This window comes from Acidovorax sp. 210-6 (assembly GCF_010020825.1).
Taxonomy (GTDB): Bacteria; Pseudomonadota; Gammaproteobacteria; order Burkholderiales; family Burkholderiaceae_C; genus Simplicispira; species Simplicispira sedimenti.
Window position 1 is genome coordinate 4,059,233 of sequence record NZ_JAACJE010000001.1, and the last position, 25,151, is coordinate 4,084,383.

The following is a 25,151-nucleotide window of genomic DNA, read 5'->3' on the forward strand; positions in this document are numbered from 1 at the left end:
CATGAATTTGACGCCCGCTGCGGCCATCGATAACGCCGCCCTCGTGCAACAGCTCATCACGATGAGTGAATCACGCCATCTCGAGTTCAAGCGCGTCAGCGGCAAGATGGTGGGCAAGGCGCTGGAAACAGTTTGCGCTTTGGCGAACACTGACGGCGGCACACTGGTGCTGGGCGTGGCGGACCTGAAGGAGTTCAAAGGCGATGCACGGTTGTTTGGTGTGGAAGAAAACCCCGAGGCCGTGGATGAGTTGCGACGCAAGCTGCTGACGGAGTTTTCGCCCGCCATCAGCACGGTGCGTATGGTTGCGGTGTCGTGTCGTCTCCACAATGGCCCGGCAAAAGGGCAGAACGGCCATCTGTTGTTGGTGCATGTGGGTCGCAGCAGCCATGTGCACTCCATCTTGAACGGTGGCACCTTCACGCGCATGGAAGCTGGTAATCGGCCTATGAGTGCGGCGGAAAGCACTGAGCTGTCGTACCGGCGCGGGGCGCGAAGCGCGAGCAGCGAGCCCGTCGCGGTAGCCCTTGACCGGCTGCAAACCACGGCATGGAAGCGTTTTGCCGAGGCGCGCGGCCCGTTATCCGGTAGCTTTGCAGACCAGCTTTTGCGCATTGGTCTTGCTGAAGAGGTGGATGGCGTGGTTCAACCGAGGCGAGCTGCCGTGCTGTTGTTTGCGGACGAGCCAGGTAGTCTGCTGGCGGCTTTTGACAGCCGTGCCGATGTGCGTGTGATGGTGTACGACGGCAAACAGGTTTCGAGCGGAGCTACCCCCAACTTACGCAAGGCGGCCAAGACCATCCGTGGCCCGTTGATTGATCAGATCGATGCAGCGGTCAGGCTGGTGATGGATGAACTTGCGCAAGGGCTAACGCTGAGCAACAGCGGGTTCAAGACGCTTCATGCCTATCCCGAGCGGGCTGTGAAAGAGGCGATCGTGAATGCCGTCATTCACCGTGACTATCGGCTGAACCGCGATATCTTTGTTCGCATCTTTGACGACCGTGTCGAAGTGGAAAGTCCCGGCTTGCTGCCCGGCAACATCACGCCGGCCAATATCGCCCGGTCGGGGTCGAGGGCGCGCAATCCGTTGATAGCCAGCAACTTGCGCGAATTTCCCGTCGCACCGAACATCGATGCGGGGGAAGGCGTCCGGATGATGTTCTCTGAAATGGCATTGGCTGAGTTGTATCCGCCCCAGTACAAGCAGAACACCGAGACAGCCGTGGAGAGTGTGACCGTCACCCTCTTTAACTTAAAGAGGCCCACCGCCTGGGATGAGGTCAGTGACTGGATTGATCGCCACGGATCGATTGCCAACGCCGATGTCGTCCGAATTGCTGGGGTGGACACGCTAAAAGCATCGAAGCTATTGGCAGCCTGGCGTGAGCAAGGGCTTTTGATGCCCGTACCAGGCCGTGCCAAGCGGAACATGGCGTACACCAAGCCGAACGGGGCCGGTGTTGAGTTGTCGTTGTTATCTGTACTCGAAGATAACAACGATGGCGAAGATTAAAAATTCAATAAAAACAACGACTTATCAAAGTCGTTGTTTTCCTATGGGCGAATAAACGCCTCAAACGTCGATGTTCCCGGCACGCAAAGCGTTGGTCTCAATGAAATCCCGGCGCGGCTCCACCTCATCCCCCATCAGCATCGTAAACACGCGATCGGCCTCGATGGCGTCGTCGATCTGCACGCGCAGCAGGCGGCGCACGGCGGGGTCCATGGTGGTTTCCCACAGCTGCTCGGGGTTCATTTCGCCCAGGCCTTTGTAGCGCTGGCGGCTGGTGGTGCGTTCGGCTTCGCTGATGAGCCAGCGCATGGCCTGGCGGAAGTCGCTGACTTTTTCATCCTTGGCCTTTTCGCCTTCGCCACGCATGACCTTGGCGCCCTCGCCCAGCAGGCCGCGGAAGGTGTCGGCAGCTTCCTGCAGGGCGGCGTAGTCGGCGCCGTGCACGAAGTCCTGCGTGAGGATGCTGCTCTTGATGTTGCCGTGGTGGCGGCGGCTGATGCGCAGGATGGGTTTGTCGCTGCGTGCGTCGAATTCGCCGGCCACCTCGGGCGGCACGCCGGTGGTGGAGAGTTCCGCCAGCTTGGCCTGCATGGCCACGGCGCTGGCCTGGGCTTCTTCCTGGGTGTCGAGTTTGACGGCCACGCCGTCGGCAATGGCGCGCAGGGCTTCCTGGTCCATGAAGGCGGACAGGCGTGCAATCACGGCTTCGGCGGTCTGGTGCTTGCGTGCCAGTTCGGCCAGGGTGTCGCCTGCCAGCACCTGGGGGTTGGTGCCGCCGGTGTTCACGCTGGCGTCTTTCAGGGCGATGCGCAGCAGGTACTGGTCCAGGGCTGGGCCGTCTTTCAGGTACAGCTCTTCCTTGCCGCTCTTGACCTTGTACAGCGGCGGCTGGGCGATGTAGATGTGGCCGCGCTCCACCAGGTCGGGCATCTGGCGGTAGAAGAAGGTCAGCAGCAGCGTGCGGATGTGCGCGCCGTCCACGTCGGCGTCGGTCATGATGATGATGCGGTGGTAGCGCAGCTTGGCCACGTCGAAGTCGTCGCTGCCGCTCTTGCCGCTTTCCGCGCTGGCCTTGCCGATGCCGGTGCCCAGCGCGGTGATGAGGGTGACGATTTCGTTGCTGGTGAGCAGCTTTTCGTAGCGCGCCTTTTCCACGTTCAGGATCTTGCCGCGCAGCGGCAGGATGGCCTGGAACTTGCGGTCGCGGCCCTGCTTGGCCGAGCCGCCTGCGGAGTCGCCCTCGACGATGTAGATTTCGCAGAGTTCAGGGTTCTTTTCCTGGCAGTCGGCCAGCTTGCCGGGCAGGCCGAAGCCGTCGAGCACGCCCTTGCGGCGCGTCATTTCGCGGGCCTTTCGCGCCGCCTCGCGGGCGCGGGCGGCGTCAATGATCTTGCCGCACAGAATCTTCGCGTCGTTGGGGCGCTCTTCCAGGTATTCGGCCAGGGACTTGGCCACGATGTCTTCCACCGGCGCGCGCACTTCGCTGGAGACGAGCTTGTCCTTGGTCTGGCTGCTGAACTTGGGCTCGGGCACCTTCACGCTCAGCACGCAGCACAGGCCTTCACGCATGTCGTCGCCGCTGACCTCGACCTTGGCCTTCTTGGCCAGTTCGTTGGTTTCGATGTACTTGCCGATCACGCGCGTCATGGCGGCGCGCAGGCCTGTGAGGTGGGTGCCGCCGTCTCGCTGCGGGATGTTGTTGGTGAAGCACAGCACCTGTTCGCTGTAGCCGTCGTTCCACTGCATGGCCACTTCCACGCCGATTTCGGTGCCGGGAATGCCGCCATAGCTGTCGGCCGGGCGGCTGCCCGTGGCGTGGAAGGCCGTGGGGTGCAGCACCTTCTTGTTGGCGTTGATGAACTGCACAAAGCCCATCACGCCACCGCTGCCGGCAAAGTCGTCTTCGCGGCCGTCGCGTTCGTCCTTGAGGCGGATGCGCACGCCGTTGTTCAGGAAAGAGAGCTCGCGCAGGCGCTTGGCCAGGATCTCGTAGTGGAACTCGTGGTTCTGCTGGAAGATGTCGGTGTCAGGCAGAAAGTGCACCTCGGTGCCGCGCTTTTCGGTGGCGCCGGTCACCCGCATGGGCGAAACCTCGAAGCCGTCCACGGTGTCGAGCACGCGGTTTTGCACAAAGCCGCGCGCAAATTCGATCTGGTGCACCTTGCCGTCGCGGCGCACGATCAGGCGCAGCCATTTGCTCAATGCGTTCACGCAGCTCACGCCCACGCCGTGCAGGCCGCCCGAGACCTTGTAGCTGTTCTGGTTGAACTTGCCGCCGGCGTGCAGTTCGGTCAGGGCGATTTCGGCGGCCGAACGCTTGGGCTCGTGCTTGTCGTCCATCTTCACGCCCGTGGGGATGCCGCGGCCGTTGTCGGTCACGCTGATGGAGTTGTCGGTGTGGATGGTGACGACGATGTCGTCGCAATGGCCGGCCAGCGCTTCGTCGATGGAGTTGTCCACCACTTCAAACACGAGGTGGTGCAGGCCGGTGCCGTCCGACGTGTCGCCGATGTACATGCCGGGGCGCTTGCGCACGGCCTCCAGCCCTTCCAGGATCTGGATCGCGCCTTCGCCATAGCCCTCGCTGCCACCGGCCGCAGGCTGCTCGGCGCGGGGGGCGCCCTGGTCTTCAGGGGTGGGCGGTGTGTTCTCAGCGGTCATGGTCGGCTTGGGTCTGGGCAGGCCACAGGGGCCTGCGGTTTATATGCAAAATATGGTTCTAGCGCACGTCTATAAAGCGCCAGTAGCTATAAAATTAATAGCAATCTACAGTGTATCTGCGCATCAGATGCGCATGGGCATCACCACGTACTTGAAGTTCTGGCTGTCGGGCAGGGTGACGAGGGCCGAGCTGTTGCCGTCGGCCAGCGCGATCTGCACCATGTCCTGCTCCATGCTGGCCAGGGCGTCGATGAGGTAGCTCACGTTGAAGCCGATCTCGATCGCGTCGCCCCCGTAGTCGATGTCCAGTTCGTCCACCGCCTCTTCCTGTTCGGCGTTGCTGCTGGCCACGCGCAGCAGGCCGGGCTCCAGGTTCAGGCGCACGCCCTTGAACTTGTCGGTGGTCATGATGGCGGTGCGCTGCAGGCTGGCCAGCAGCGCGGTGCGGCCCAGGGTCACGCTGTTGTGGTGGTTGCGTGGGATCACGCGGTTGTAGTCAGGGAACTTGCCCTCGACCAGCTTGGTCACGAACTCCAGCGCGCCAAAGCAGAACTTGGCCTGGTTGTTGGCAAAGCGCATTTCCAGTGCACCGTCGGCGTCGCTGAGCAGGCGCTGCAGTTCCAGCACGGTCTTGCGCGGCAGGATGACTTCCTGCTTGGGCACTTCCACGTCCAACTCGGCACTGGCAAAGGCCAGGCGGTGGCCGTCGGTGGCCACGAGCGAGAGCGTCTTGCCCTCGGCCACGAACAGGATGCCGTTGAGGTAGTAGCGGATGTCCTGCACCGCCATGGCAAACGCCACCTGGCCCAGCAGGTGCTTGAGCGTCTTTTGCGGCACGCTGAAGGCAGGGCCGAAGTTGGCGGCCTCCTGCACCAGCGGGAAGTCGGCGGCGGGCAGGGTCTGCAGCGTGAAACGGCTCTTGCCGCCCTTGAGGAGGAGCTTGTCCTGGCTCGATTCCAGGCTCACCGTCTGGTCGCCGGGCATGGTGCGCAGCACTTCGATGACCTTGCGTGCGTTCACCGTGGTGGTGAAGTCGCCCGTGTCGCCGCCCAGCTCGGCGGTGGTGCGGATCTGCACTTCCAGGTCGCTGGTGGTGAACTGCAGCGCATTGCCGGTCTTGCGGATCAGCACGTTGGCCAGGATGGGCAGCGTGTGGCGGCGCTCGACGATGCCAGCAACCGATTGCAGAACCGCGAGAACCTTGTCTTGTGTTGCCTTCAGGACGATCATGTCAACCTCTGGTGGTTAGGGGCTTGGTGTGTGGGCCAGCGGCAGGGTCTTGCCATCCGCCCGAAACACCATCTGCCATTTTGCCCTGTGCCGGGCCGCGTTTGGCTGCTGCGCTGCGCCACATGGCTCAGCCCTTGAGGGTCTGCTCCAGCACGTGCAGCTGCTGGTTCAGTTCGGTGAGTTGCTGGCGCTCGCCCGCAATCTTGCGCACCGCGTGCAGCACGGTGGTGTGGTCGCGCCCGCCGAACAGCTCGCCAATCTCGGGCAGGCTCTTTTGCGTCAGCTCCTTGGCCAGGTACATGGCGATCTGGCGCGGCCGGGCAATGCTGGCCGGGCGCTTCTTGCTGTACATGTCGGCGACCTTGATCTTGTAGTAGTCGGCCACCGTCTTCTGGATGTTTTCCACGCTGATCTGCCGGTTCTGGATGGACAGCAGGTCGCGCAGCGCCTCGCGCGCGAGCTGGATGGAGATGTCCTTCTGGTTGAAGCGGCTGTAGGCCAGGATCTTGCGCAGCGCGCCTTCCAGTTCGCGCACGTTGGAGCGCACGTTCTTGGCCACGAAGAAGGCGACTTCCTCGGGCATTTCGGCGCCTTCCGCGCGTGCCTTGTTGATCAGGATCGCCACGCGCATTTCCAGCTCGGGCGGCTCGATGGCCACGGTCAGGCCCGAATCGAAGCGCGAGACCAGGCGCTCGTGGATGGCCGTCAGTCCCTTGGGGTAGGTGTCCGAGGTCATCACGATGTGGCTCTTCTTGGCCAGCAGCGCTTCGAAGGCGTTGAAGAACTCCTCTTGTGTACGGTCCTTGTTGGCAAAGAACTGCACATCGTCGATCAGCAGCAGATCCAGCGAATGGTAGCGGTGCTTGAATTCGTCAAAAGTCTTGCGCTGGTAGGCCTTAACCACATCCGAAACAAATTGTTCGGCGTGGATGTAGAGAACTTTGGCGTCGGGCCGATCCTGCAGCAGCTTGTTGCCCACGGCGTGCACCAGGTGGGTCTTGCCCAGGCCGACGCCGCCGTAGATGAACAGCGGGTTGTACAAATGCCCCGGCATGCTGGCCACATGCATGGCGGCGGCGCGCGCCATGCGGTTGGCCGTGCCTTCCACCAAGGTGTCGAAGGTGAGCGCGGAATTGAGCCGACTGCGCAGCGGCTCGGCGGCGTTGTCCTCGGCAGGCGGGGCATCGGCCAGGGGGGGTGTGGTGGCAGAGGCTGCTTGCGCAGCCTGCGGCGCATGAGTCCTGGCAATGGTTTGTCGCTGAGCGAGCGCTAACTCCAACGTTACGGGCTGGCCGTAAATGGCTTCCAGCGCCGCAGCGATGCGCCCGGCGTACTGGGCACGAATCCAGTCCAGCGTGAAGCGGTTGGGCACCAGCAGCGTGACGCGCGAGAAGTCCTCGGCCACCTGGGCGGACAGCGGCCGGATCCAGGTATTGAACTGCTGTGTGGGGAGTTCTTGGGAGAGCTGCTCGGTGCAGGCCTGCCACAGCGCCTGCCCGGCTTCGTGTGGTGCGGGCTCGGAAGTCGGACGCGGGGGTTCCTCGGTCATTGCGGGAGTTCTTGTTGTGGATAGGAGGAACGTTGGAAGGCTGCGGATTGTAGCTTGTCAAAAAGTTATCCACAAATCGGTATCGACCCTGTGGCGCCGTTCGGGCACAAGGATTTCCAAGGGTTTTTCGGTGTTGGCCATTGCTTCACGAGCCCAAGCCTGCGATAATCGCGGGTTTTTCCTGAACCCAATTTCAGGCAAAGCACTCCTGCGCGGCAGTCTTGCAGCCCTGGCACCCCAACGGCGCCTACGGATTGCAGAGGCCACATGGCCAGCACGCAGACCCGAACCCCAGAGGAAATCCCATGAAACGCACTTACCAGCCCTCCAAGACGCGCCGCGCCCGCACCCACGGTTTTCTGGTGCGCATGAAGACCCGCGGCGGCCGCGCCGTGATCAACGCTCGCCGCGCCAAGGGCCGCAAGCGCCTGGCCGTCTGAGGCCGGGCCATCCGGGCCTGTCCGCACCCTGGTTTGCATCGGCAACCACCGCAGGGGGCGACTTCCATGCAGCGGCTCAAGACCCGTCCGCAGTTCCAGGCCACGCTGGCTGGCGAGACGGTGGCCCGTACCGCTCACTTTGCGCTGCACCGCTTGGTGCTGCAGGCGCAGGATGTTGCTCGACCTCCTGAGGGCGCATCGCTGCGCCATCCCCGGCCCCTGTTCGGGGTTCAGGACGTGTGGCTCGGCGCCATGGTGCCCAAGCGCTGGGCGCGCCGCGCGGTGACGCGCAATGCCATCAAGCGCCAGATCTTTGCCGTTGCAGCCCTGAATGCCACGCGCCTGCCTCCGGCAGCGCATGTGGTGCGCCTGCGCTCGGCCTTTGATCGCAGGCAGTTCGTCAGCGCCCGTTCCGAGGCGCTGTGCCAGGCGGTGCGTGCCGAGCTGCTGCAGCTCTTTGAGCGCTCCTCCCGCAAGGCGCTGCCTGAGGCGGCCTTGGCAGGATCGGCCGCGCCATGATGCAACGCCTGCTCATCGGCTTGGTCAAGGCCTACCGCCTGCTGTTGAGCCCCTGGCTGGGTTCTGCCTGCCGTTTTGAGCCCACCTGCTCTGTGTATGCGCTGCAAGCGCTGGAGCGGCATGGCGCAGCGCGCGGAGCCTGGCTGACTGTTTGCCGCCTGGGGCGCTGCCATCCCTGGTGTGCGGGTGGGCATGACCCGGTGCCGCAGGAGGCGCCGCGCGCCACGCGACTGTTCTCCCGGCTGATGCCGCCCACAACCACCTCTTCCTCACCAAAGAAGTCTCCATGAACGACATCCGCCGCACCATCCTGTGGGTGATATTCGGTTTTTCCATGGTCCTGCTGTGGGACAAATGGCAATTGCACAACGGCAAAAGCGCGACCTTCTTCCCAGGGCCCGCTCCCGTGACGGCAAAGGCCGATGCCGCTGCACCCGCCAGCACGCCAGCGGCGGATGCCTCGGTTCCTGTCTCCAGTGCCACTGCCCCTGCGGCATCGTCGGCGGTGCCTGCGTCTGGCGCACCGGCTGCACCGGCTGCGCCGCGCGAGCGCTTCGAAGTGGTCACCGATGTGTTGCGCCTGAGCTTCGATTCCGAGGGCGGATCGCTGGTGCGCGCAGAACTGCTGAAGCATGCGGATCTGGTGGACGGCAAACAGAACTTTGTGCTGCTCGACGAAAGCCCGCAGCGCGTGTATGTGGCGCAGACCGGCCTGATCGGCGGTGCTGCCATGCCCAACCACAAGACACTGATGACCGCCCAGCCCGGCCCCCGGGCGCTGGTGGACGGTACGGACGAGCTGAGCGTGCGCTTTGAGTCGCCCGACCTCGGTGGCGTCAAGCTGGTCAAGACCTGGACCGTGCGGCGCGGCGCCTACGACATCGCGGTCAAGCATGAAGTCGTCAACACCGGCGCTGCCGCGGTCGAGCCCAAGCTCTATCTGCAACTGGTGCGCGATGGCAACAAGCCAGCGGGCGAGTCGTCCTTCTATTCCACCTTCACCGGCCCGGCGGTATTCACCCAGGACAAGAAATACCAGAAGGTCGAGTTCAAGGACATCGAGGCCAACAAGGCCGACTTCCAGAAGGACAGCGACAACGGCTACGTGGCCATGGTGCAGCATTACTTTGCCTCGGCCTGGTTGCTGCCCGAGGGCGCCAAGCGCGAAATCTTCATGCGCAAGGTGGACGCCAACCTGTACTCGGTGGGCATGATCACCGCGCTGGACGCCATTGCTCCGGGCGCCAGCAAGACCCTGGATGCGCGCTTGTTCGCCGGTCCGCAGGTTGAAACCATGATGGAAAAGCTGGCTCCGGGCCTGGAGCTGGTCAAGGACTATGGTTGGTTGACCATCCTGTCCAAGCCGCTGTACTGGCTGCTCGACCAGTTGCACAAGCTGCTCGGCAACTGGGGCTGGGCCATCGTGGCCCTGGTGTTGCTGCTCAAGCTCGCGTTTTACTGGCTCAATGCCAAGGCCTACGCCAGCATGGCCAAGATGAAGGCCATCAACCCCAAGATCATGGAGATGCGCGAGCGTCTCAAGGACAAGCCGCAGCAGATGCAGCAGGAGATGATGCGCATCTACCGCGAGGAGAAGGTCAACCCCATGGGGGGGTGTTTCCCCATCATGGTTCAGATTCCGGTGTTCATTGCGCTGTACTGGGTGCTGCTGTCCAGCGTGGAAATGCGCAATGCCCCCTGGATCGGCTGGGTGCATGACCTGTCTGCTCCCGACCCGTTCTTCATTCTCCCTGTGCTGATGACCCTGAGCACGCTGCTGCAGACGGCCCTGAACCCCGCACCGCCGGACCCGATGCAGGCCAAGATGATGTGGATCATGCCGCTGATCTTCAGCGTGATGTTCTTCTTCTTCCCGGCTGGTCTGGTGCTGTACTGGCTGACGAACAACATCCTGTCCATCGTCCAGCAGTGGATCATCAACACCCGCATGGGCGTGCCGCCGCAGTTCAACCTGCCGAAGTTCAAGTAACAACCCCCTGAGCGGCTGCGCCGCTTCCCCCTTCTCTTGGCTTCGCCGGGAAGGGGGGGCGACACCAGCGCACGCAAGTGAAGCGCTGCCTGCGCAGCTTGTGGCGGCCCTTGCGCGGTGTCCCGCGCCTGGGCCGCGCCGGTTTTTGGCATTGCGCCGATCAACCACCCATCTATGCTCGCTCGCCACCAGGACCCTATCGCCGCCATCGCCACCGCCCCTGGACGCGGGGCGGTGGGCATCGTGCGCGTGTCGGGCAAGGGGTTGGCATCGCTGGTCGAGGGGCTGTGCGGTCGTGCGCTGCGCGCGCGCGAGGCCACCTATCTGCCCTTTCGGGATGCGGTCGGCCAGCCCATAGACCAGGGATTGGCCTTGTACTTTCCGGCACCGCACTCCTACACCGGCGAGGATGTGCTGGAACTGCAGGCCCATGGCGGGCCAGTGGTGCTGCAGTTGTTGCTGGCGCGTTGCCTGGAGGCCGCGACCGAAATCGACCCTGCCAGCGGCCAGCCGCGCCTGGCGGGCCTGCGCCTGGCCCGGCCGGGGGAGTTCACCGAGCGCGCCTTCCTCAACGACAAGATCGACCTGGCGCAGGCCGAGGCCATTGCCGACCTCATCGACGCCAGTACTGAGGCTGCGGCACGCAGTGCCAGCCGCTCGCTCAGCGGTGCGTTCTCGCAGGAAATCCATGCCTTGCGCGATGCCCTGATCCACCTGCGCATGCTGGTCGAGGCCACGCTGGATTTTCCTGAAGAGGAAATCGACTTCCTGCGCAAGGCAGATGCGCGTGGACAGCTATCGAATTTGGAGCAAACCATGGCGCAGGTGCTGCAGCGCACCCGCCAGGGGGCCTTGCTGCGCGAGGGTATCAAGGTGGTCATTGCCGGCCAGCCCAATGCGGGCAAGAGCTCGCTGCTCAACGCCCTGGCGGGCGCCGAGCTGGCCATCGTCACCCCCATCGCCGGAACCACGCGTGACAAGGTGCAGCAAACCATACAGATCGAGGGCGTGCCACTGCACGTGATCGACACGGCCGGTCTGCGCGACAGTGCCGACGAGGTGGAGCGCATCGGCATCGCCCGGGCCTGGGATGCCATCGCGCAGGCCGATGCAGTGTTGTTTTTGCACGACCTGGTGCGCTGCGCCGATCCTGGCTACCAAGAGGCAGACGCAGTCATTGCCCAGACCATGGCGCAGCGCCTGCCGCCCTCGGTGCCGGTGGTCGATGTGTGGAACAAAAGCGATTGCGCAGGCGCTGCCAGTGTTCCCCTCAGCCAGGCCGACGTGGGTGTGCGTCTGTCTGCGCGCACAGGCGAGGGGCTGGAGCTTCTGCGCCAGCGCCTGCTGGAAATGGCAGGTTGGCAGGCGGCGCCCGAGGGGGTATGCATTGCCCGCGCTCGTCATGTGCAGGCGCTGCAACTGGCGCAGCATCACCTGGCGGAAGCGGCTGCGCAGCTCGACACCAGCGGGCCTGCGCTGGATCTGCTCGCCGAAGAGCTGCGACTGGCGCAGAACGCAGTGAGCGACATCACGGGCGAATTCAGTTCCGACGATTTGTTGGGCGTCATTTTTTCCAGCTTCTGCATCGGAAAATGACGGCCTGCGAAGTGTAAGCAGGGGTAAACGGTGCTTGTGCGCAAGCGCCAATACGGATAGCTTCGTTGGTCTATGAATGTCGCCACTACCACCCTGACCAAACAGGACGTCCAAGGGCTGATCAACGCCATCGTCCAGGCCACGGCGGAAGACAGCCTGAGCAACCCGCTCAAGCCTGAGCAATGGGAGCTCTTTTCCGCCTACCTCCAGCCCTGCCATCTGGCCCCAGGGCAACTGCTCATCAACCAGGGCGCCAACGACCGCACGCTGTACTTCGTGGAAAGCGGCAACCTCAGCGTTCACTATGAAGACGAGAAAGGCCGCTTGCGCATGGCGATCGTCAACCCCGGCTCCGTGGTCGGGGAAGGCGCCTTTTTCTCGCACCGCCCCCGCGGAGCCACCGTGCAGGCGGCAGCGGCCTGCAAGCTGTGGAACCTCACGCCACTGCGCTTTTCCGAACTGGGCAACCGCCAGCCCGCGATCGCCCTTGCCGTCGTGATGGCCGCAGGGGCTGTGCTGGCCAAGCGCCTGGGTAACCGCAAGCGGCGCGTCGCAACGACCTGACAGGCCTTAGCGCCATGGCGGGCAAGGGAAATCCCGGTTACCCATCACACAAGGACGACTCCGCATGCAGTTACACTCTTTGCGCGTTGCAACAAACGTTCCTGCCAGAAGCCCTTCGAGGAAGCCCGCCATGTCACTGTTCAGCTGGTTTTTGCCCAAAAAGGCGCCGGCCAAAGCCAAGCCGATGGAGCCTACGGGCTTGCTCAACGCCGACGCCACCGTTCCGCTGGTGCCTGGCCGTGACGGCCGGTCCACGCTTGAGGCCCCACCCCCCGACCATGCGGCGAATCGCAAGAACGAACGCATGGAGCGGCGCGAACTGCTCTATTCCGTGGTTCGCGACGCCATGGTGAAGGCGGCCGTGCTTTCGGCCAGCTACAAGTTCAAGGTGCTGTCGCTGGATCAGCGCGGTCGCCAGTTCCTGGTGATGATGGACATAGCCCGGGAATACGGTGGTGACACCACACGCCTGAGCGAGATCGAGGCACTGATTGCACAGACCGCCAAGGCGCGTTACGACATTGCGGTCAATGCAGTGTATTGGCGCCTCAACGACCATGTGGCCGTGGGCATGCCGCAGAAAGCACCGGTACCCCGGCCGCAGGCAGCCCCCGCTGCTGCCGCTGCGTCTGGCACCCCAGCGCCACGTGCAGCCGCCACGCCGCCCCCGCCGCCCCTGCAGCGCCCCGCGGGTCCGCGTTTCGATCCCATCGAAGCCGACGAAGTGGCCGCTTTCAAACAGGCCCTGGCCACGGCAGCGCGCCCTGCGGCGGCGGCCACCGGCGTGCCGGTGCGTTCTGGCCCCAGCCGCCCCGAGCCCCAGCGGCTGGACTTCGAGGACACGGAAATGCCCGATTCCCGTCCGCAAGGCCTCAGCGGAACACAGTACGGCGACTTGTGAGTCGGTGGGATGCCGGGCTCAATGCCCGGCAAAATCCACCAGGGTGAACAGCGCCAGACCGCCCTCGCGCAGGCGGTCTGAACCGCCGAGTTCGGGCAAATCGACGATGGCAGCGCCTTCCATGACCTGCGCGCCCAGCTTTTCCAGCAATTTTTTGCCTGCCATCATCGTGCCACCGGTGGCGATCAGGTCGTCAATCAGCAGCACCTTGTCGCCAGGGCGCACGGCATCGGTGTGCAACTCGACCGTTGCGCTGCCGTACTCCAGCTCGTAGGTTTCCTCCACCGTCGTGAAGGGCAGCTTGCCTTTCTTGCGGATGGGGACAAAGCCCACATTGAGTTCGTAGGCCACCACCGCGCCCAGGATAAAGCCGCGTGCATCCAGGCCAGCCACCACATCGGGGCGCAAGGCGGGGTCCATATAGCGGTGCACAAATGCGTCGATCAGCACTCGGAACACCTTGGGGTTCTGCAGCAGCGGTGTGATGTCCCTGAACTGCACGCCCGGTGCAGGCCAGTCGGGCACCGTGCGAATGTGTTCACGCAGGTAGTCTTGGATGCTGAAAGGGGTGGTCATAGAGCAAATAGCCGGGGCGGAACAGCCCCAATGGTGCAGACGGGCACAGTGTAAACAAATGGATACAGAAACACCGCACAGGAGCACTAGCGCCGCATAATGGTTGCGCATGCACCCCTCGGATCGAGCTGGTGCAGCCCCCCAGGTCTTGACATGCCTCCCACCATTTTGCTGCTCGACGAAGGTGGCGCTCTCCACGGCGCCCTGCGTGCCGCATCTGGCCAGGACGGGCTGCAGGGGAAGTGGTTGGTCGCAGCTTCCGTGGAAATCGCTCAGTCTTTGCTGGAGCAGCATGCGGTCGATGCGGTCGTGCTGCCCTGGGCGCTGCGAAAGACCCTGCCTCAGCCCTTGCCCTCCGGCTGGCAGGGTGTCCCCCTGGTACTGCTGCTACCGCCAGATGGGGAAATCTCCCAGGCTCTGGGTCCGGTGCATGGGGTGCGGGACGGAGATACCGTAGCCCTGCTCCAGTGCCTGCGTGAACTGGGGTTGCTTCAGTCCCAGCATCAGGACGCGCAGATCCCGCACGAGGCACAACAGACCCTGCAACGCGTGGTGGACAGCATTTCGCAGGGGGTGGTGCTGATCGACGCCGAAGGCCGTATCCGGGTGCACAACCATCGCATGCAGGAGTTGCTGGATTTGCCGAGTGCCTTGCTGGAGCATCAGCCCGCCATGGACGAGGTGCTGCAGTTCCAAAAAGACCGCGGCGATTTTGACGCGGCGTACATTGGCTGGGACGCCACATCACGGGAATACCTGGGCTCGTACGTCAGCGGCCAGCCCCACCACACCCAGTCGCCGGAGGTGTACCTGCGGCGTACGGCGCAGGGTCGCTACCTGGAGGCCCGCACCCGCATGCTCCCCGGCGGAGGCTTGGTGCGTACCTACACCGACGTGACCGATTACCTCGCTGCCCAGGAAGCGCTGCGCCAGAGCGAGACGCGCTGGCGCAGTCTCACGCATCTGTCCTCCGACTGGTTTTGGGAGCAGGATGCTGACCTGCGCTTTGTGCGCCTGGAAGGCAGCGCGCGACAGAGTCTCGCGATGTCCTATGAGGACCACTACGGCCTGACACGCTGGGAACTGCCCGATGTCGTGGCGAGCGAAGCGCAGTGGAGCGCGCACCGCGCCCTGCTGTACGCCCGCCAGCCGTTTCACGATTTCGAGGTCCAACGCCAGGCCCCGGACGGCACCACGGTCTGGGTCAGTGTGAGCGGCGAGCCAGTGTTCGATGACGCAGGGCGGTTCACTGGCTACATGGGTGTGGCGCGCAACATCACGCGCCAAAAGCAGGCCGAAGCTGAAATCCAGCGCTTGGCCTTTTATGACGAGCTCACCCACCTGCCCAACCGTCGCCTGCTGATCGAGCGCCTGGAGCAGGCGCTGGCCCAATGCGGGCGCAGCGCCAGCCATGGCGCGCTGCTGTACCTGGACCTGGATCACTTCAAGGACGTGAACGACACCCTGGGCCATGAATGGGGTGACGAGTTGTTGCGCCAAGCCGGTATCCGCCTGTGCCAGTGCGTGCGCACCACCGACACCGTGGCGCGGTTGGGGGGCGACGAGTTTGTCGTGGTGCTGCAAGGCCTGGATGCGCAGGCCGCAGAGGCAGCCATGCAGGCGGAGGCGGTGGCCCAGAAAATCCTGATGCAGCTCAATGTGCCCTACGCGCTCACAGGTGCCGAACTGCACTGCCCGCCCAGCATCGGTATTGCGTTGTTCCAGGACGCCCAGCTGTCGGTGCTGGAATTGCTGCAACGCGCCGACATGGCCATGTACCAGGCCAAGGCCCAGGGCCGCAATGCCATGAGCTTTTTCGACCCGGCGATGCAGGCCCAGGCGTCGGCGCGCGCTGCCCTGGAGGCCGATGTGCGCCAGGGATTGGAGCGCATGGAGTTCTGCCTGCATTACCAGCCCGTGGTCGATGCGGCAGGCCAGGTGCAGGGTGCTGAAGCCTTGGTGCGCTGGATGCATCCGCAGCGGGGCATGGTGCCGCCGGGGGAATTCATCCCCTTGAGCGAACAGACCGGCCTCATCCACAGCCTGGGTCGCCTGGTGTTGCAGGCGGCCTGTGTGCAGCTCATGCGCTGGGCGGCAGATCCGGTGCGCTGCCACTGGACGCTGGCGGTCAACGTCAGTGCGCGTGAATTTCGCCACCCCGATTTCGTGGCGCAGGTGCTCGATATCCTGCAACAGACCGGTGCCGACGCCGGCTTGCTCAAGCTGGAGCTGACCGAGAGCCTGTTGCTGCAGGACGTGGAGGACTCCATCGCCAAGATGCAGGCCCTGCGCAAACAGGGCGTGGGATTCTCCATCGATGACTTTGGCTCGGGCTACTCGTCGCTGAGCTACCTCAAGCGCTTGCCATTGGACCAGCTCAAGATCGACCAGAGCTTTGTGCGCGATGTGTTGACCGATCCGAACGATGCCGCCATCGCCTGCACCGTCATTGCGTTGGGGCGCAGCCTGGGACTGGAGGTGGTGGCCGAGGGCGTCGAGACCCATGCGCAGCGCAAATTCCTGCTGCGCAACGGCTGCCAGCGTTTCCAGGGCTACCTCTTCGGTCGCCCGGGTCCCGCCGACACGCTGTGATCAGCCGCGCAGCAGGCGGTCCTCGGCCAGCGCCAGCGCGGCCGGATGGCCTGACAGAACGAGTGTGTCGCCCACGGCGAGCGCGATCTCGTCCAGCGGAGCGCTCATGCGCCCATTGCTGTGGCGCAGGTTCACCACCTTCGCACCCATGGCATGCAATGCCAGTTGCCCCAGCGCTTGACCCACGGTGGCGGCACCCGGCGGCAGCGTGACCGTGGTCATGCGCTCCTGGTCTATCTCGTTGGCGGTGTCGTCGTCGGCCCCGTGGAAGTAGCCGCGCAGCAGGTTGTAGCGTGCGTCGCGCTGATCCTGCACCAGGCGCAGCACACGGCGCATGGGCACGCCCACCAGGGCCAGGGCATGGCTGGCCAGCATCAATGAGCCTTCGATGGCCTCGGGCACCACCTCGGTCGCGCCGGCATTGCGCAGCTTGTCCAGGTGCAGGTCGTCCTGGGTACGCACCACCACCTGTATTTGCGGTGCATGGGTGCGCGTGTTGGCCAGTACCTTGAGCGAGGATTGGATGTCCAGGTAGGTCACCGCCACGGCGCGCGCGCGCACCAGGCCTGCCGCCATCAGCGCCTGCAGGCGCGAGGCGTCGCCATACACCACCGAATGCCCGGCTGCTGCCGCCTGGCGCACGCGGTCGGGGTCCAGGTCCAGCGCCATGTAGGGGATGCCCTCGTGCTCCAGCATGCGTGCCAGGTTCTGCCCGCATCGGCCAAAGCCGCAGATCACCACATGGCCGCTGGTGCCGATGGATTTGCGTGCAATGGTGGTCATCTGCAGCGATTGCTGCAGCCAGTCGCTGGCCACCAACTTCATCACGATCCAGTTGCTGTACTGGATCAGGAAGGGCGTGGCCAGCATGGACAGCACCATGGCCGCCAGAATGGGGTTCAGCAGCGCCGGACGGATCAAGCCGCTTTGCTGCGTGAGCGACAGCAGCACAAAGCCGAACTCCCCGGCCTGCGCCAGGAAGAGGCCAGTGCGCAGCGCTACCCCGGTGGTGGCCCCCATGCTGCGCGCCAGCAGCAGGATGATGCCCAGCTTGAGCAGCAGCGGCGCCACCAGCAGCAGCAGCACCAGCGCCCATTGCTCTATGAGGATGTGCCAGTCAAGCATCATGCCGATGGTGATGAAGAACAGCCCCAGCAACACGTCATGGAAGGGGCGGATATCCGTGCCCACCTGGTGCCGGTACTCGGTTTCGGACACCAGCACTCCGGCGATGAAGGCGCCCAGCGCCAGGCTCAGCCCGGCCAGCTCGGTCAGCCAGGCCAGGCCCAGGGTGATGAGCAGCAGGTTCAGCATGAACAGCTCTTCGCTCTTGCGCCGCGCCACCTGCGTGAGCCACCAGCGCATGAACTTTTGCCCGCCCGTCAGCAGCAGCCCCACCAGCACCGTGGCCTTGACCAGCGCCAGGCCCAGCGCCAGGAGCAACTCGTCGGGCGAAGAGCCCAGCGCGGGCACCAGCACCAGCAGCGGCACCACCGCCAGATCCTGGAACAGCAGAATGCCCATGATCTGGCGCCCGTGTTCGCTCTCCAGCTCGGCGCGCTCGGCCAGGAGCTTGCCGACGATGGCCGTACTGCTCATGGCCATGGTGCCGGCCAGGGCCACGGCCGTCTGCCAACCCACGTCCCATACGCCGCCCAGCCAGCGTGCCAACACCAGCGTGCCGATCACCGCTGCCAGCATCGTGGCCGCCACCTGCAACAGACCCAGCCCGAACACTTGCTTGCGCATGGCGCGCAACTTGGGCAGGCTGAACTCCAGCCCGATGGCGAACATCAGGAACACCACACCGAACTCGCCTAGATGGCGCACGCTTTCGGAGTTCTGCGCCAACGCCAGGGCGTGCGGGCCAATCAGGATGCCCGCGGCCAGGTAGCCCAGCATGGGGGGCAGCTTGAGGCTGCGGCAGGCCACCACCCCCAGCACGGCAGCCAGCAGGTACAAGAGGGTGAGGGCGAGCGAAGACATCTCCCGATGCTATCCGACGTCGCCCGGTTTGATGAGGCGGCGGTCGATAGAATCCTGTCCATGCAAGCAGCGATCGGCGCGCAGCGCCCCTTCGACCCTGCCCAGGCGCTGCGCCTGGCGAGGGAAACCTTCGACATCGAGGCGGCCGCCCTGCAGGCGCTGGCCGGGCGTCTGGACAATCGCTTTGCCCAGGCGGTGCAATGCATGCTGCAGGTGCCCGGGCGGGTGGTGGTCATGGGCATGGGGAAAAGCGGCCATGTGGGGCGCAAGATTGCTGCCACCCTGGCCTCTACCGGCACGCCGGCATTCTTTGTGCACCCCGCCGAGGCCAGCCACGGTGACCTGGGCATGGTCACCCCTGGTGACGTGGTGCTGGCCTTGTCCAACAGCGGCGAGGTCAGCGAGCTCACGGCCATCCTGCCCGTGATCAAGCGCCTGGGCGTGCCGCTCATCGCCATGACCGGCGGGCTGGACTCCACCCTGGCCCGCCATGCCGATGTGGTGCTCGATTGCGCTGTGGAGCGCGAAGCCTGTCCGCACAACCTGGCGCCCACCACCAGCACCACGGCCCAGATGGCCACGGGTGACGCGCTGGCCGTGGCATTGCTGGATGCCCGCGGGTTCCGCCCCGAGGACTTTGCCCGCTCGCATCCGGGCGGCGCGCTGGGGCGCAAGCTGCTCACCCTGGTGGAAGACGTGATGCGCACCGGAACCCAGGTGCCCCGCGTGGCACCCGATACCGTTTTCAGCGATCTCATGCGCGAAATGAGCGCCAAGGGCCTGGGCGCTGCCGCCGTGGTCGATGGCCAGGAGCGGCCGGTCGGCATCTTCACCGATGGTGATCTGCGCCGCCGCATTGAGGCTGGGGCCGACCTGCGCCAGGCCACGGCCGCCCAGGTCATGCATGCCGGGCCGCGCACCATTGCCGACCAGGCGCTTGCCGTGGACGCAGCCGAAATGATGGAAACGCACGGCATCACCAGCGTGCTGGTGGTCGATGGCGATGGGCGCCTGTCCGGCATCGTGCACATTGGCGACCTGATGCGTGCGAAGGTGATATGAACAACCCCGTTCTTCAGTTCCCACCCGAGTTGTTGCTGGCCGCGCAGGACGTGCGCGTGGCCTTTTTCGATGTCGATGGCGTGCTCACCGATGGCGGACTCTATTTCAGCGAGGCGGGTGAGACGCTCAAGCGCTTTCACACCCTGGACGGCCATGGCATCAAGCTGCTGCAACAGGCGGGCATTGTTCCCGCCGTGGTGACAGGGCGCGACTCTGCCGCATTGCGCCTGCGCCTGCACGCGCTGGGCGTGGAGCATGCTGTGTACGGCACTGAAGACAAGCGCCCGGCGGCCGAGCAGATTCTTGCCACGCTGGGCGTGGGTTGGGCACAGGCCGCCGCCATGGGCGACGATTGGCCAGACCTGCCGATGATGCGGCGCAGCGCCTTCGCCTGTGCGCCGGCCAATGCCCATGTGGAGGTCCGTGCCATGGCCCACCACGTGACCCAGGCACGGGGCGGTGACGGTGCCGTGCGCGAATTCTGCGACCTGCTGTTGGTGGCCAGTGGCCGCTATGCCCGGTTGCTGGGCCATTACACCGCGCCATGACCCGTTTGCGCCAGGCCTGGGACAGGCTCTCGCTCTATTTGCCGGTGGTCCTCATGGGCCTGATGGCGCTGGGCACCTGGTGGCTGGTGCGCAATGCGCCCCAACCCCAGGAACTGAGGCCTGCCGCCGCACCGCGCCATGAGCCTGATTACCACATGAGCGGTCTGTCCGTGCGCAGCTTTGGCCCCGATGGGCGCTTGCAGACCGAGGTGCGGGGTGCGGTGGCGCGCCACTACCCCGATACCGATACGCTCGAAATCGACCAGGTTCGCATCCATTCGCAGGGCAAAGGCGACCGTGTGATCGTCGCCACGGCGGATCGGGCCCTCAGCAACGCCGACGGCACCGAAGTCCAGCTTCTGGGCAACGCTGTGGTGGTGCGCGAAGCTGCCGTGGTCAACGGCAAGGCCCAGCCGCGCCTGGAGTTCCGTGGCGACTTCCTGCACGCCTGGCCACAGGAGGAACGCGTGCGCTCGCACCTTCCCGTCACGCTGCTGCGCGGCAGCAAGGACCGCTTCACCGCAGACAGCCTGGAATACGACCACCTGGAGCAGGTGCTCCAGTTGCGCGGCCGGGTACGGGGTGTGCTGGGGCCCGCACGCTGAATGGACGTTCCGATTTCGAAGGAGGCAAGGGCATGACTGCTCCCCTGGTTTTCATCACCGGCGCCTCCAGCGGCATCGGGCAGGCCCTGGCGGCGCGTTACCTGCGCGCCGGGTGGCGACTGGCCTTGGTCGCTCGCCGCACACATGAGATCAAATCATGGGCTGAGGCAAACGGAATAAGCGCCGGCAGCTATGAAATTTATAGCGCAGATGTGGCGCAGCCAGACAGCATTGCCGCCGCGGGGCAAGACTGCCTGCAGCGCCAGGGCGTGCCCGACGTAGTGATAGCCAACGCGGGCATCAGCGTGGGCGTGGACACCGCGCTGCGCGAAGACATCGCCACCATGGCCCAGGTTCTGGCGACCAACACGGTGGGCACGGCAGCCACCTTTCAGCCTTTCATCACGCCCATGGTGCAGCGGGGCAGTGGGCGCCTGGTGGGCGTTGCCAGCGTGGCTGGCATCCGGGGGCTGCCCGGGCATGGTGCCTACTGTGCAAGCAAGGCAGCCGTCATCAGCTACTGCGAAAGCCTGCGCGGCGAACTGCGCGGCACCGGCGTGGGGGTCAGCACCATCAGCCCTGGCTACATCGACACCCCCTTGACGCGCCAGAACCGCTACGCCATGCCCTTTTTGATGCAGCCTGAGGATTTTGCCGACCGCGCCTTTGCGGCCGAGCGTGCTGGTGTGAGCTACTGTGTCATTCCCTGGCAGATGGGGGTGGTGGCCAAACTGCTGCGCCTGCTGCCCAATGCGGTGTTCGATCGCCTGCTTGCGGGGCGCCCGCGCAAGCACCGGCAAAACCAATGAACGCCCACAAAAAAAGCTCCCGAAGGAGCTTTTTTTTGTGGGGAGGCCTGGGTAGCCAACAGCGATCAGTAACCGCCGCCGTTGCCGTAGCCACCGCCATTGCCGCGACCACCACCACCGCCGCCGCGCGGGCCCGAGCCGTAGGGGCTGCGGAAACCGCCACCGCCGCCTTCGCCACGGCCGCCGCCACCATAGCCGCCTTCACGGCCACCGCCGCCGCCGTAGCCACCTTCGCTGCGACCACCGCCGAAGCCGCCCGAGCGGCCACCGCCGCCAAAGCCGCCGCCGCCAAAGCCACCACCCGAACGGGGGGGGCGCGGCTCCATGGGACGTGCTTCGTTCACCACGATGGCGCGGCCACCGAGCGATTGGCCGTTCATGCCATTGATGGCGGCCTGGGCTTCAGCGTCGCTGCCCATTTCGACAAAGCCGAAGCCTTTGGAGCGGCCTGTGTCGCGCTCCATCATCACCTTGGCACTGCTGACGCTGCCGAAGGCGCCGAAGGCCTGTTCCAGATCGTTGTCACGCACGCTGTAGGGCAGGTTGCCCACGTACAGTTTGTTGCCCATTGAGGGACTCCTGAAAAAACACAAGAAAAAAAGCGATGGAGCCCCGAAAACGCAACCAGCCTATCTCAACGATGCACGCTGCGTGAAACCGACGGATCACCGCAAACCGGAAAGCAGAATTTCCTGCAATCCTATTATGTGCCTGCGTTTGCTCAGCAAAGCAAGGGTTTTTACCCGCTGTGGCGCGTTTGCCGCGCCTGGCGCATAAAAAAGGAGCCTGAAACAGGCTCCTTGTGGGGCTCAGAGCCTGTCAGTGGCTCAGTAGCTGCTGCGGCCGCCGAAGCCGCCGCCGTTGCCGCGGCCACCGCCGCCAAAGCCACCACCGAAACCACCGCTGCGCGGGGTGCGGGGCTCCATGGGGCGGGCGATGTTGACCACCAGGTCACGGCCGCCATGGTTCTGACCGTGCAGGCCTGCGATGGCGGCTTGCGCTTCGGCCGGGCTGCCCATTTCGACAAAACCGAAACCCTTGGAACGGCCGGTGTCGCGCTCCATCATCACCTTGGCGCTGGACACGGCGCCGTACTGGCTGAAGGATTGTTCCAGATCGTTGTCGCGGAACGAGTAGGGCAGGTTGCCCACGTAAAGTTTGTTGCCCATGAGGGACTCCTTAAAATACAAAAACTGCGATGGAGTCCGACGCTATCAACAAACCTGTGACGACTTCAAAGACGCGAAACTGACCATTCACCGCTGACTCTCTGCCTTTCCGCAAAGCGAAAAAGCGGGCCCATTATCAGGCAAATTGGCGTCCAGCCCACTTTTTATTTATTGGGCCTTGGTTTGCCGCAACATTTGGCGGGCATTTCGGCGGGACGCGGGCCGCTACAATGCGCGGGTCTTTGGGGAGTAGCCGGCCCTGGCAGCCAGTGCCAGGGAGCGGATGTCAACACACTTGGTGCCTCACGCACCATGGCATCTGCAGTCCATGGATGGGCGAGACCATTGACCGCACACCGTCCAATGGGCCGGAGCCGGGGTGCGGTCGATGCATTCGCACCACACGTCCGGCCGCCACTGATATCCCCGCCATGGAAGCCTTCCTCGTCTCCACTTCCATCGTCGCCCTCGCCGAAATGGGCGACAAGACCCAGTTGCTTGCGCTCGTGCTGGCGGCGCGCTTCCGCAAGCCCTGGCCCATTGTCTGGGGCATCTTCGTGGCCACCGTGTTCAACCACGCATTGGCCGGCGCCGCCGGGGCCTGGATCACCACGCTGATCGGGCCGCAGGTATTGCGCTGGGTGCTGGGCGTGTCGTTCATCGCCATGGCGGTGTGGATGCTGATCCCCGACAAGCTTGAAGACGGCGACACCGGCGAAGGTCCGCGCTGGGGCGTCTTCGGCACCACGGTCGTGGCCTTCTTCCTGGCCGAGATGGGTGACAAGACGCAGATCGCCACCGTCATGCTGGCCGCCCAGTACAGCGGCTGGCTGTGGGTGGTGGCCGGCACCACGCTGGGCATGATGCTGGCCAACGCGCCCGTGGTGTGGCTGGGCGAGCGCATCACGCGGCGCATTCCGCTGCGCACCGTGCATGTGGTGTCGGCCGGCATCTTCCTGGTGCTGGGCATCCTGGCATTGTGGGTACCCGCCTGAACCTGCGGGTTTTGCTATAGTTGCCGGACGCGCCGATTTGCCACAGCTTGCGGGCGCTTAATAAATTCAGCTAAAGACCGTCCGACAGCCGACCCGGTACCGTTTTTAGCGTTACCGGGTTTTTTTATGTCGTTCATTGCCACGCCCCAGTCGATGCATTTTCCGGATGCGCTGCCGCTGCAGAGCGGCGCCTCCATCCGGGACTACCACCTCGCCTACGAGACCTACGGCCAGCTCAACGCCGACCGCTCCAACGCCGTGCTCGTGTGCCACGCGCTCAACGCCTCGCACCATGTGGCGGGCAGGTACGAGGGCCAGGACAAGAGCGAAGGCTGGTGGGACAACATGATCGGGCCCGGCAAGAGCGTGGACACCAACCGCTTCTTCGTCATTGGCGTGAACAACCTGGGCTCGTGCTTCGGCTCCACCGGCCCCATGCACACGCATCCCGACACCGGCGAGATCTATGGCGCCGACTTCCCCGTGGTCACCGTGGAGGACTGGGTCAACGCCCAGGCCCGCCTGCTCGACCGCCTGGGCATCACGCAACTGGCAGCCGTGCTCGGCGGCAGCCTGGGCGGCATGCAGGCGCTGTCGTGGACCCTGCAGTACCCCGAGCGCATGCGCCATGCCGTGGTGGTGGCCAGTGCGCCCAACCTCACGGCCGAGAACATCGCCTTCAACGAAGTGGCGCGCCGCGCCATCGTCACCGACCCGGACTTCCACGGCGGCCACTTCTACCGCCACGGCGTGATTCCCAAACGCGGCCTGCGCATCGCGCGCATGATCGGCCACATCACGTATTTGAGCGACGACGTGATGAACGAGAAGTTCGGGCGCCAGCTCCGGGTGGGCCTCGACCTCAAATACAGCACCCAGGACGTCGAGTTCCAGATCGAGAGCTACCTGCGCTACCAGGGCGACAAGTTCAGCGACTATTTCGACGCCAACACCTACCTGCTGATCACGCGCGCGCTCGACTACTTCGACCCCGCGCGCGCCTTTGGCGGCAACCTCACCCAGGCCCTGGCGCGCGCCACGGCGAAGTTCCTGCTGGTCAGCTTCACCACCGACTGGCGCTTCTCGCCCAAGCGCTCGCGCGAAATCGTCAAGGCCCTGCTCGACAACCGCCGCGACGTGAGCTACGCCGAGATCGACGCGCCCCACGGGCATGATGCCTTTTTGCTCGATGACGCGCGCTACATGAGCGTCATGAGCTCTTATTTCGATAGCATTGCAAAGGAGCTGGCATGACCGAGAAAGCCACCATGCAAGCCCTGGCGCGCCTCGTGCCCGAAGGCTCGCGCGTGCTCGACCTGGGCTGCGGCGACGGCAGCATGCTCGACTACCTGCAGCGCGAACGCGGCTGCAGCGGCTACGGCATCGAGATCGCCGACGCCAATGTGCTGGCCTGCGTGCGCCGGGGCGTGAACGTCATCCAGCTCAACCTCGACGAAGGCCTGGCCATGTTCGGCGATGCCTCGTTCGACGTGGTGCTGCAGATCGACACCCTGCAGCACCTGCGCAACGCCGAGGTCATGCTGCGCGAGACCGCGCGCGTGGGGCGCACCGGCATCGTCGCCTTCCCCAACTTCGCGCACTGGCCCAACCGCCTCTCCGTGCTGCGCGGGCGCATGCCCGTCACGCGCCGCCTGCCCTACCAGTGGTACGACACGCCCAACATCCGCGTCGGCACCTACAAGGACTTCGAGGCGCTGGCCACCAAGAACCGGCTGCGCATCCTGGATTCCTTCGGCCTGCAGGAGGGCCAGGCCGTGCGCTTCCTGCCCAATGCGCTGGCCGGGACGGCGGTGTTCCATTTCGAGCGCTCTGCATAAAATCG

23 protein-coding genes and 1 riboswitch are annotated in these 25,151 nt (G+C 64.7%); of the genes, 16 read left to right on the top strand and 7 right to left on the bottom strand.

Annotation, left to right across the window (positions count from 1 at the left end; all coding sequences use genetic code 11):
- The first annotated feature begins 1 nt into the window (after nt 1).
- Nucleotides 2–1,516, top strand: a complete 1,515-nt coding sequence (locus tag GWK50_RS18855) for an ATP-binding protein (RefSeq protein WP_197905038.1) — start codon at nt 2–4, stop codon at nt 1,514–1,516.
- Between the two features lie 60 nt (nt 1,517–1,576).
- Here the strand turns inward: GWK50_RS18855 and gyrB are convergent, their stop codons facing one another.
- The 3 genes from gyrB to dnaA all read right to left on the bottom strand — a co-directional run bounded on the left by gyrB (nt 1,577) and on the right by dnaA (nt 6,956).
- Entirely contained in the window at nt 1,577–4,177 is a 2,601-nt protein-coding gene (gene gyrB, locus GWK50_RS18860; protein ID WP_162017887.1) for a DNA topoisomerase (ATP-hydrolyzing) subunit B, read from the bottom strand.
- 123 nt (nt 4,178–4,300) lie between these two features.
- A complete protein-coding gene (gene dnaN / locus GWK50_RS18865) occupies nt 4,301–5,407 on the bottom strand; it encodes a DNA polymerase III subunit beta (RefSeq protein WP_162017888.1) in 1,107 nt (368 codons plus the stop codon).
- A 127-nt stretch (nt 5,408–5,534) separates the two neighbouring features.
- On the bottom strand, nt 5,535–6,956 hold the full coding sequence (dnaA, locus tag GWK50_RS18870) for a chromosomal replication initiator protein DnaA (protein WP_162017889.1): 1,422 nt from the start codon (nt 6,954–6,956) through the stop codon (nt 5,535–5,537).
- A gap of 305 nt (nt 6,957–7,261) precedes the next feature.
- On the opposite strand from dnaA, the gene rpmH reads away from it, so the two are divergent.
- The 7 genes from rpmH to GWK50_RS18905 all read left to right on the top strand — a co-directional run bounded on the left by rpmH (nt 7,262) and on the right by GWK50_RS18905 (nt 12,966).
- On the top strand, nt 7,262–7,396 hold the full coding sequence (rpmH, locus tag GWK50_RS18875) for a 50S ribosomal protein L34 (RefSeq protein ID WP_005798102.1): 135 nt from the start codon (nt 7,262–7,264) through the stop codon (nt 7,394–7,396).
- A 66-nt stretch (nt 7,397–7,462) separates the two neighbouring features.
- On the top strand, nt 7,463–7,915 hold the full coding sequence (locus GWK50_RS18880) for a ribonuclease P protein component (protein ID WP_162017890.1): 453 nt from the start codon (nt 7,463–7,465) through the stop codon (nt 7,913–7,915).
- On the top strand, nt 7,912–8,205 hold the full coding sequence (gene yidD / locus GWK50_RS18885) for a membrane protein insertion efficiency factor YidD (protein ID WP_162017891.1): 294 nt from the start codon (nt 7,912–7,914) through the stop codon (nt 8,203–8,205). Before GWK50_RS18880 ends, yidD begins: the two co-directional genes overlap by 4 nt.
- Nucleotides 8,202–9,905 (top strand): membrane protein insertase YidC, encoded by a 1,704-nt coding sequence (gene yidC / locus GWK50_RS18890; protein ID WP_162017892.1) that lies wholly within the window; start codon nt 8,202–8,204, stop codon nt 9,903–9,905. The genes yidD and yidC overlap by 4 nt, the downstream gene beginning before the upstream one ends.
- A gap of 174 nt (nt 9,906–10,079) precedes the next feature.
- On the top strand, nt 10,080–11,501 hold the full coding sequence (mnmE, locus tag GWK50_RS18895; protein WP_162017893.1) for a tRNA uridine-5-carboxymethylaminomethyl(34) synthesis GTPase MnmE: 1,422 nt from the start codon (nt 10,080–10,082) through the stop codon (nt 11,499–11,501).
- Nucleotides 11,502–11,573: 72 nt separating this feature from the next.
- Nucleotides 11,574–12,065, top strand: a complete 492-nt coding sequence (locus tag GWK50_RS18900) for a cyclic nucleotide-binding domain-containing protein (RefSeq protein ID WP_162017894.1) — start codon at nt 11,574–11,576, stop codon at nt 12,063–12,065.
- Between the two features lie 130 nt (nt 12,066–12,195).
- Nucleotides 12,196–12,966, top strand: coding sequence for a hypothetical protein (locus tag GWK50_RS18905; RefSeq protein ID WP_162017895.1), 771 nt, complete (start codon nt 12,196–12,198; stop codon nt 12,964–12,966).
- Nucleotides 12,967–12,984: 18 nt separating this feature from the next.
- Here GWK50_RS18905 and GWK50_RS18910 read toward each other — a convergent pair whose 3' ends face one another.
- Nucleotides 12,985–13,542, bottom strand: coding sequence for an adenine phosphoribosyltransferase (locus tag GWK50_RS18910; protein WP_162017896.1), 558 nt, complete (start codon nt 13,540–13,542; stop codon nt 12,985–12,987).
- A 153-nt stretch (nt 13,543–13,695) separates the two neighbouring features.
- Between GWK50_RS18910 and GWK50_RS18915 the strand changes: the two genes are divergently transcribed.
- Nucleotides 13,696–16,134, top strand: coding sequence for an EAL domain-containing protein (locus GWK50_RS18915; protein ID WP_242455432.1), 2,439 nt, complete (start codon nt 13,696–13,698; stop codon nt 16,132–16,134).
- Here GWK50_RS18915 and GWK50_RS18920 read toward each other — a convergent pair whose 3' ends face one another.
- Nucleotides 16,135–18,120 (bottom strand): cation:proton antiporter, encoded by a 1,986-nt coding sequence (locus GWK50_RS18920; RefSeq protein ID WP_162017898.1) that lies wholly within the window; start codon nt 18,118–18,120, stop codon nt 16,135–16,137.
- Between the two features lie 60 nt (nt 18,121–18,180).
- On the opposite strand from GWK50_RS18920, the gene GWK50_RS18925 reads away from it, so the two are divergent.
- Genes GWK50_RS18925 through GWK50_RS18940 form a run of 4 tightly spaced genes read left to right on the top strand, consistent with a single transcriptional unit; the run spans nt 18,181 to nt 21,144 of the window.
- Nucleotides 18,181–19,182, top strand: coding sequence for a KpsF/GutQ family sugar-phosphate isomerase (locus tag GWK50_RS18925; RefSeq protein WP_162017899.1), 1,002 nt, complete (start codon nt 18,181–18,183; stop codon nt 19,180–19,182).
- Complete coding sequence (locus tag GWK50_RS18930) at nt 19,179–19,730, top strand: HAD hydrolase family protein (RefSeq protein ID WP_162017900.1); 552 nt, start codon at nt 19,179–19,181, stop codon at nt 19,728–19,730. The genes GWK50_RS18925 and GWK50_RS18930 overlap by 4 nt, the downstream gene beginning before the upstream one ends.
- Nucleotides 19,727–20,335, top strand: a complete 609-nt coding sequence (gene lptC, locus GWK50_RS18935; RefSeq protein ID WP_162017901.1) for an LPS export ABC transporter periplasmic protein LptC — start codon at nt 19,727–19,729, stop codon at nt 20,333–20,335. The genes GWK50_RS18930 and lptC overlap by 4 nt, the downstream gene beginning before the upstream one ends.
- 32 nt (nt 20,336–20,367) lie before the next feature.
- Complete coding sequence (locus GWK50_RS18940) at nt 20,368–21,144, top strand: SDR family oxidoreductase (protein WP_162017902.1); 777 nt, start codon at nt 20,368–20,370, stop codon at nt 21,142–21,144.
- A 65-nt stretch (nt 21,145–21,209) separates the two neighbouring features.
- On the opposite strand, the gene GWK50_RS18945 is transcribed toward GWK50_RS18940, so the two are convergent.
- Both GWK50_RS18945 and GWK50_RS18950 read right to left on the bottom strand, forming a co-directional pair.
- Entirely contained in the window at nt 21,210–21,713 is a 504-nt protein-coding gene (locus GWK50_RS18945; protein WP_162017903.1) for an RNA-binding protein, read from the bottom strand.
- A 258-nt stretch (nt 21,714–21,971) separates the two neighbouring features.
- The gene (locus GWK50_RS18950) at nt 21,972–22,313 is read right to left on the bottom strand and encodes an RNA-binding protein (protein WP_162017904.1); all 342 of its coding nucleotides are present in this window, start codon (nt 22,311–22,313) and stop codon (nt 21,972–21,974) included.
- Between the two features lie 227 nt (nt 22,314–22,540).
- Nucleotides 22,541–22,719, top strand: a riboswitch (yybP-ykoY riboswitch).
- A 25-nt stretch (nt 22,720–22,744) separates the two neighbouring features.
- Between GWK50_RS18950 and GWK50_RS18955 the strand changes: the two genes are divergently transcribed.
- The 3 genes from GWK50_RS18955 to metW all read left to right on the top strand — a co-directional run bounded on the left by GWK50_RS18955 (nt 22,745) and on the right by metW (nt 25,146).
- On the top strand, nt 22,745–23,308 hold the full coding sequence (locus GWK50_RS18955; RefSeq protein ID WP_162017905.1) for a TMEM165/GDT1 family protein: 564 nt from the start codon (nt 22,745–22,747) through the stop codon (nt 23,306–23,308).
- A 126-nt stretch (nt 23,309–23,434) separates the two neighbouring features.
- Nucleotides 23,435–24,562: a homoserine O-acetyltransferase gene (locus GWK50_RS18960; RefSeq protein WP_162017906.1), complete on the top strand. Its 1,128-nt coding sequence runs from the start codon at nt 23,435–23,437 to the stop codon at nt 24,560–24,562.
- The gene (metW, locus tag GWK50_RS18965; protein ID WP_162017907.1) at nt 24,559–25,146 is read left to right on the top strand and encodes a methionine biosynthesis protein MetW; all 588 of its coding nucleotides are present in this window, start codon (nt 24,559–24,561) and stop codon (nt 25,144–25,146) included. Before GWK50_RS18960 ends, metW begins: the two co-directional genes overlap by 4 nt.
- The last annotated feature ends 5 nt before the right edge of the window (nt 25,147–25,151 follow it).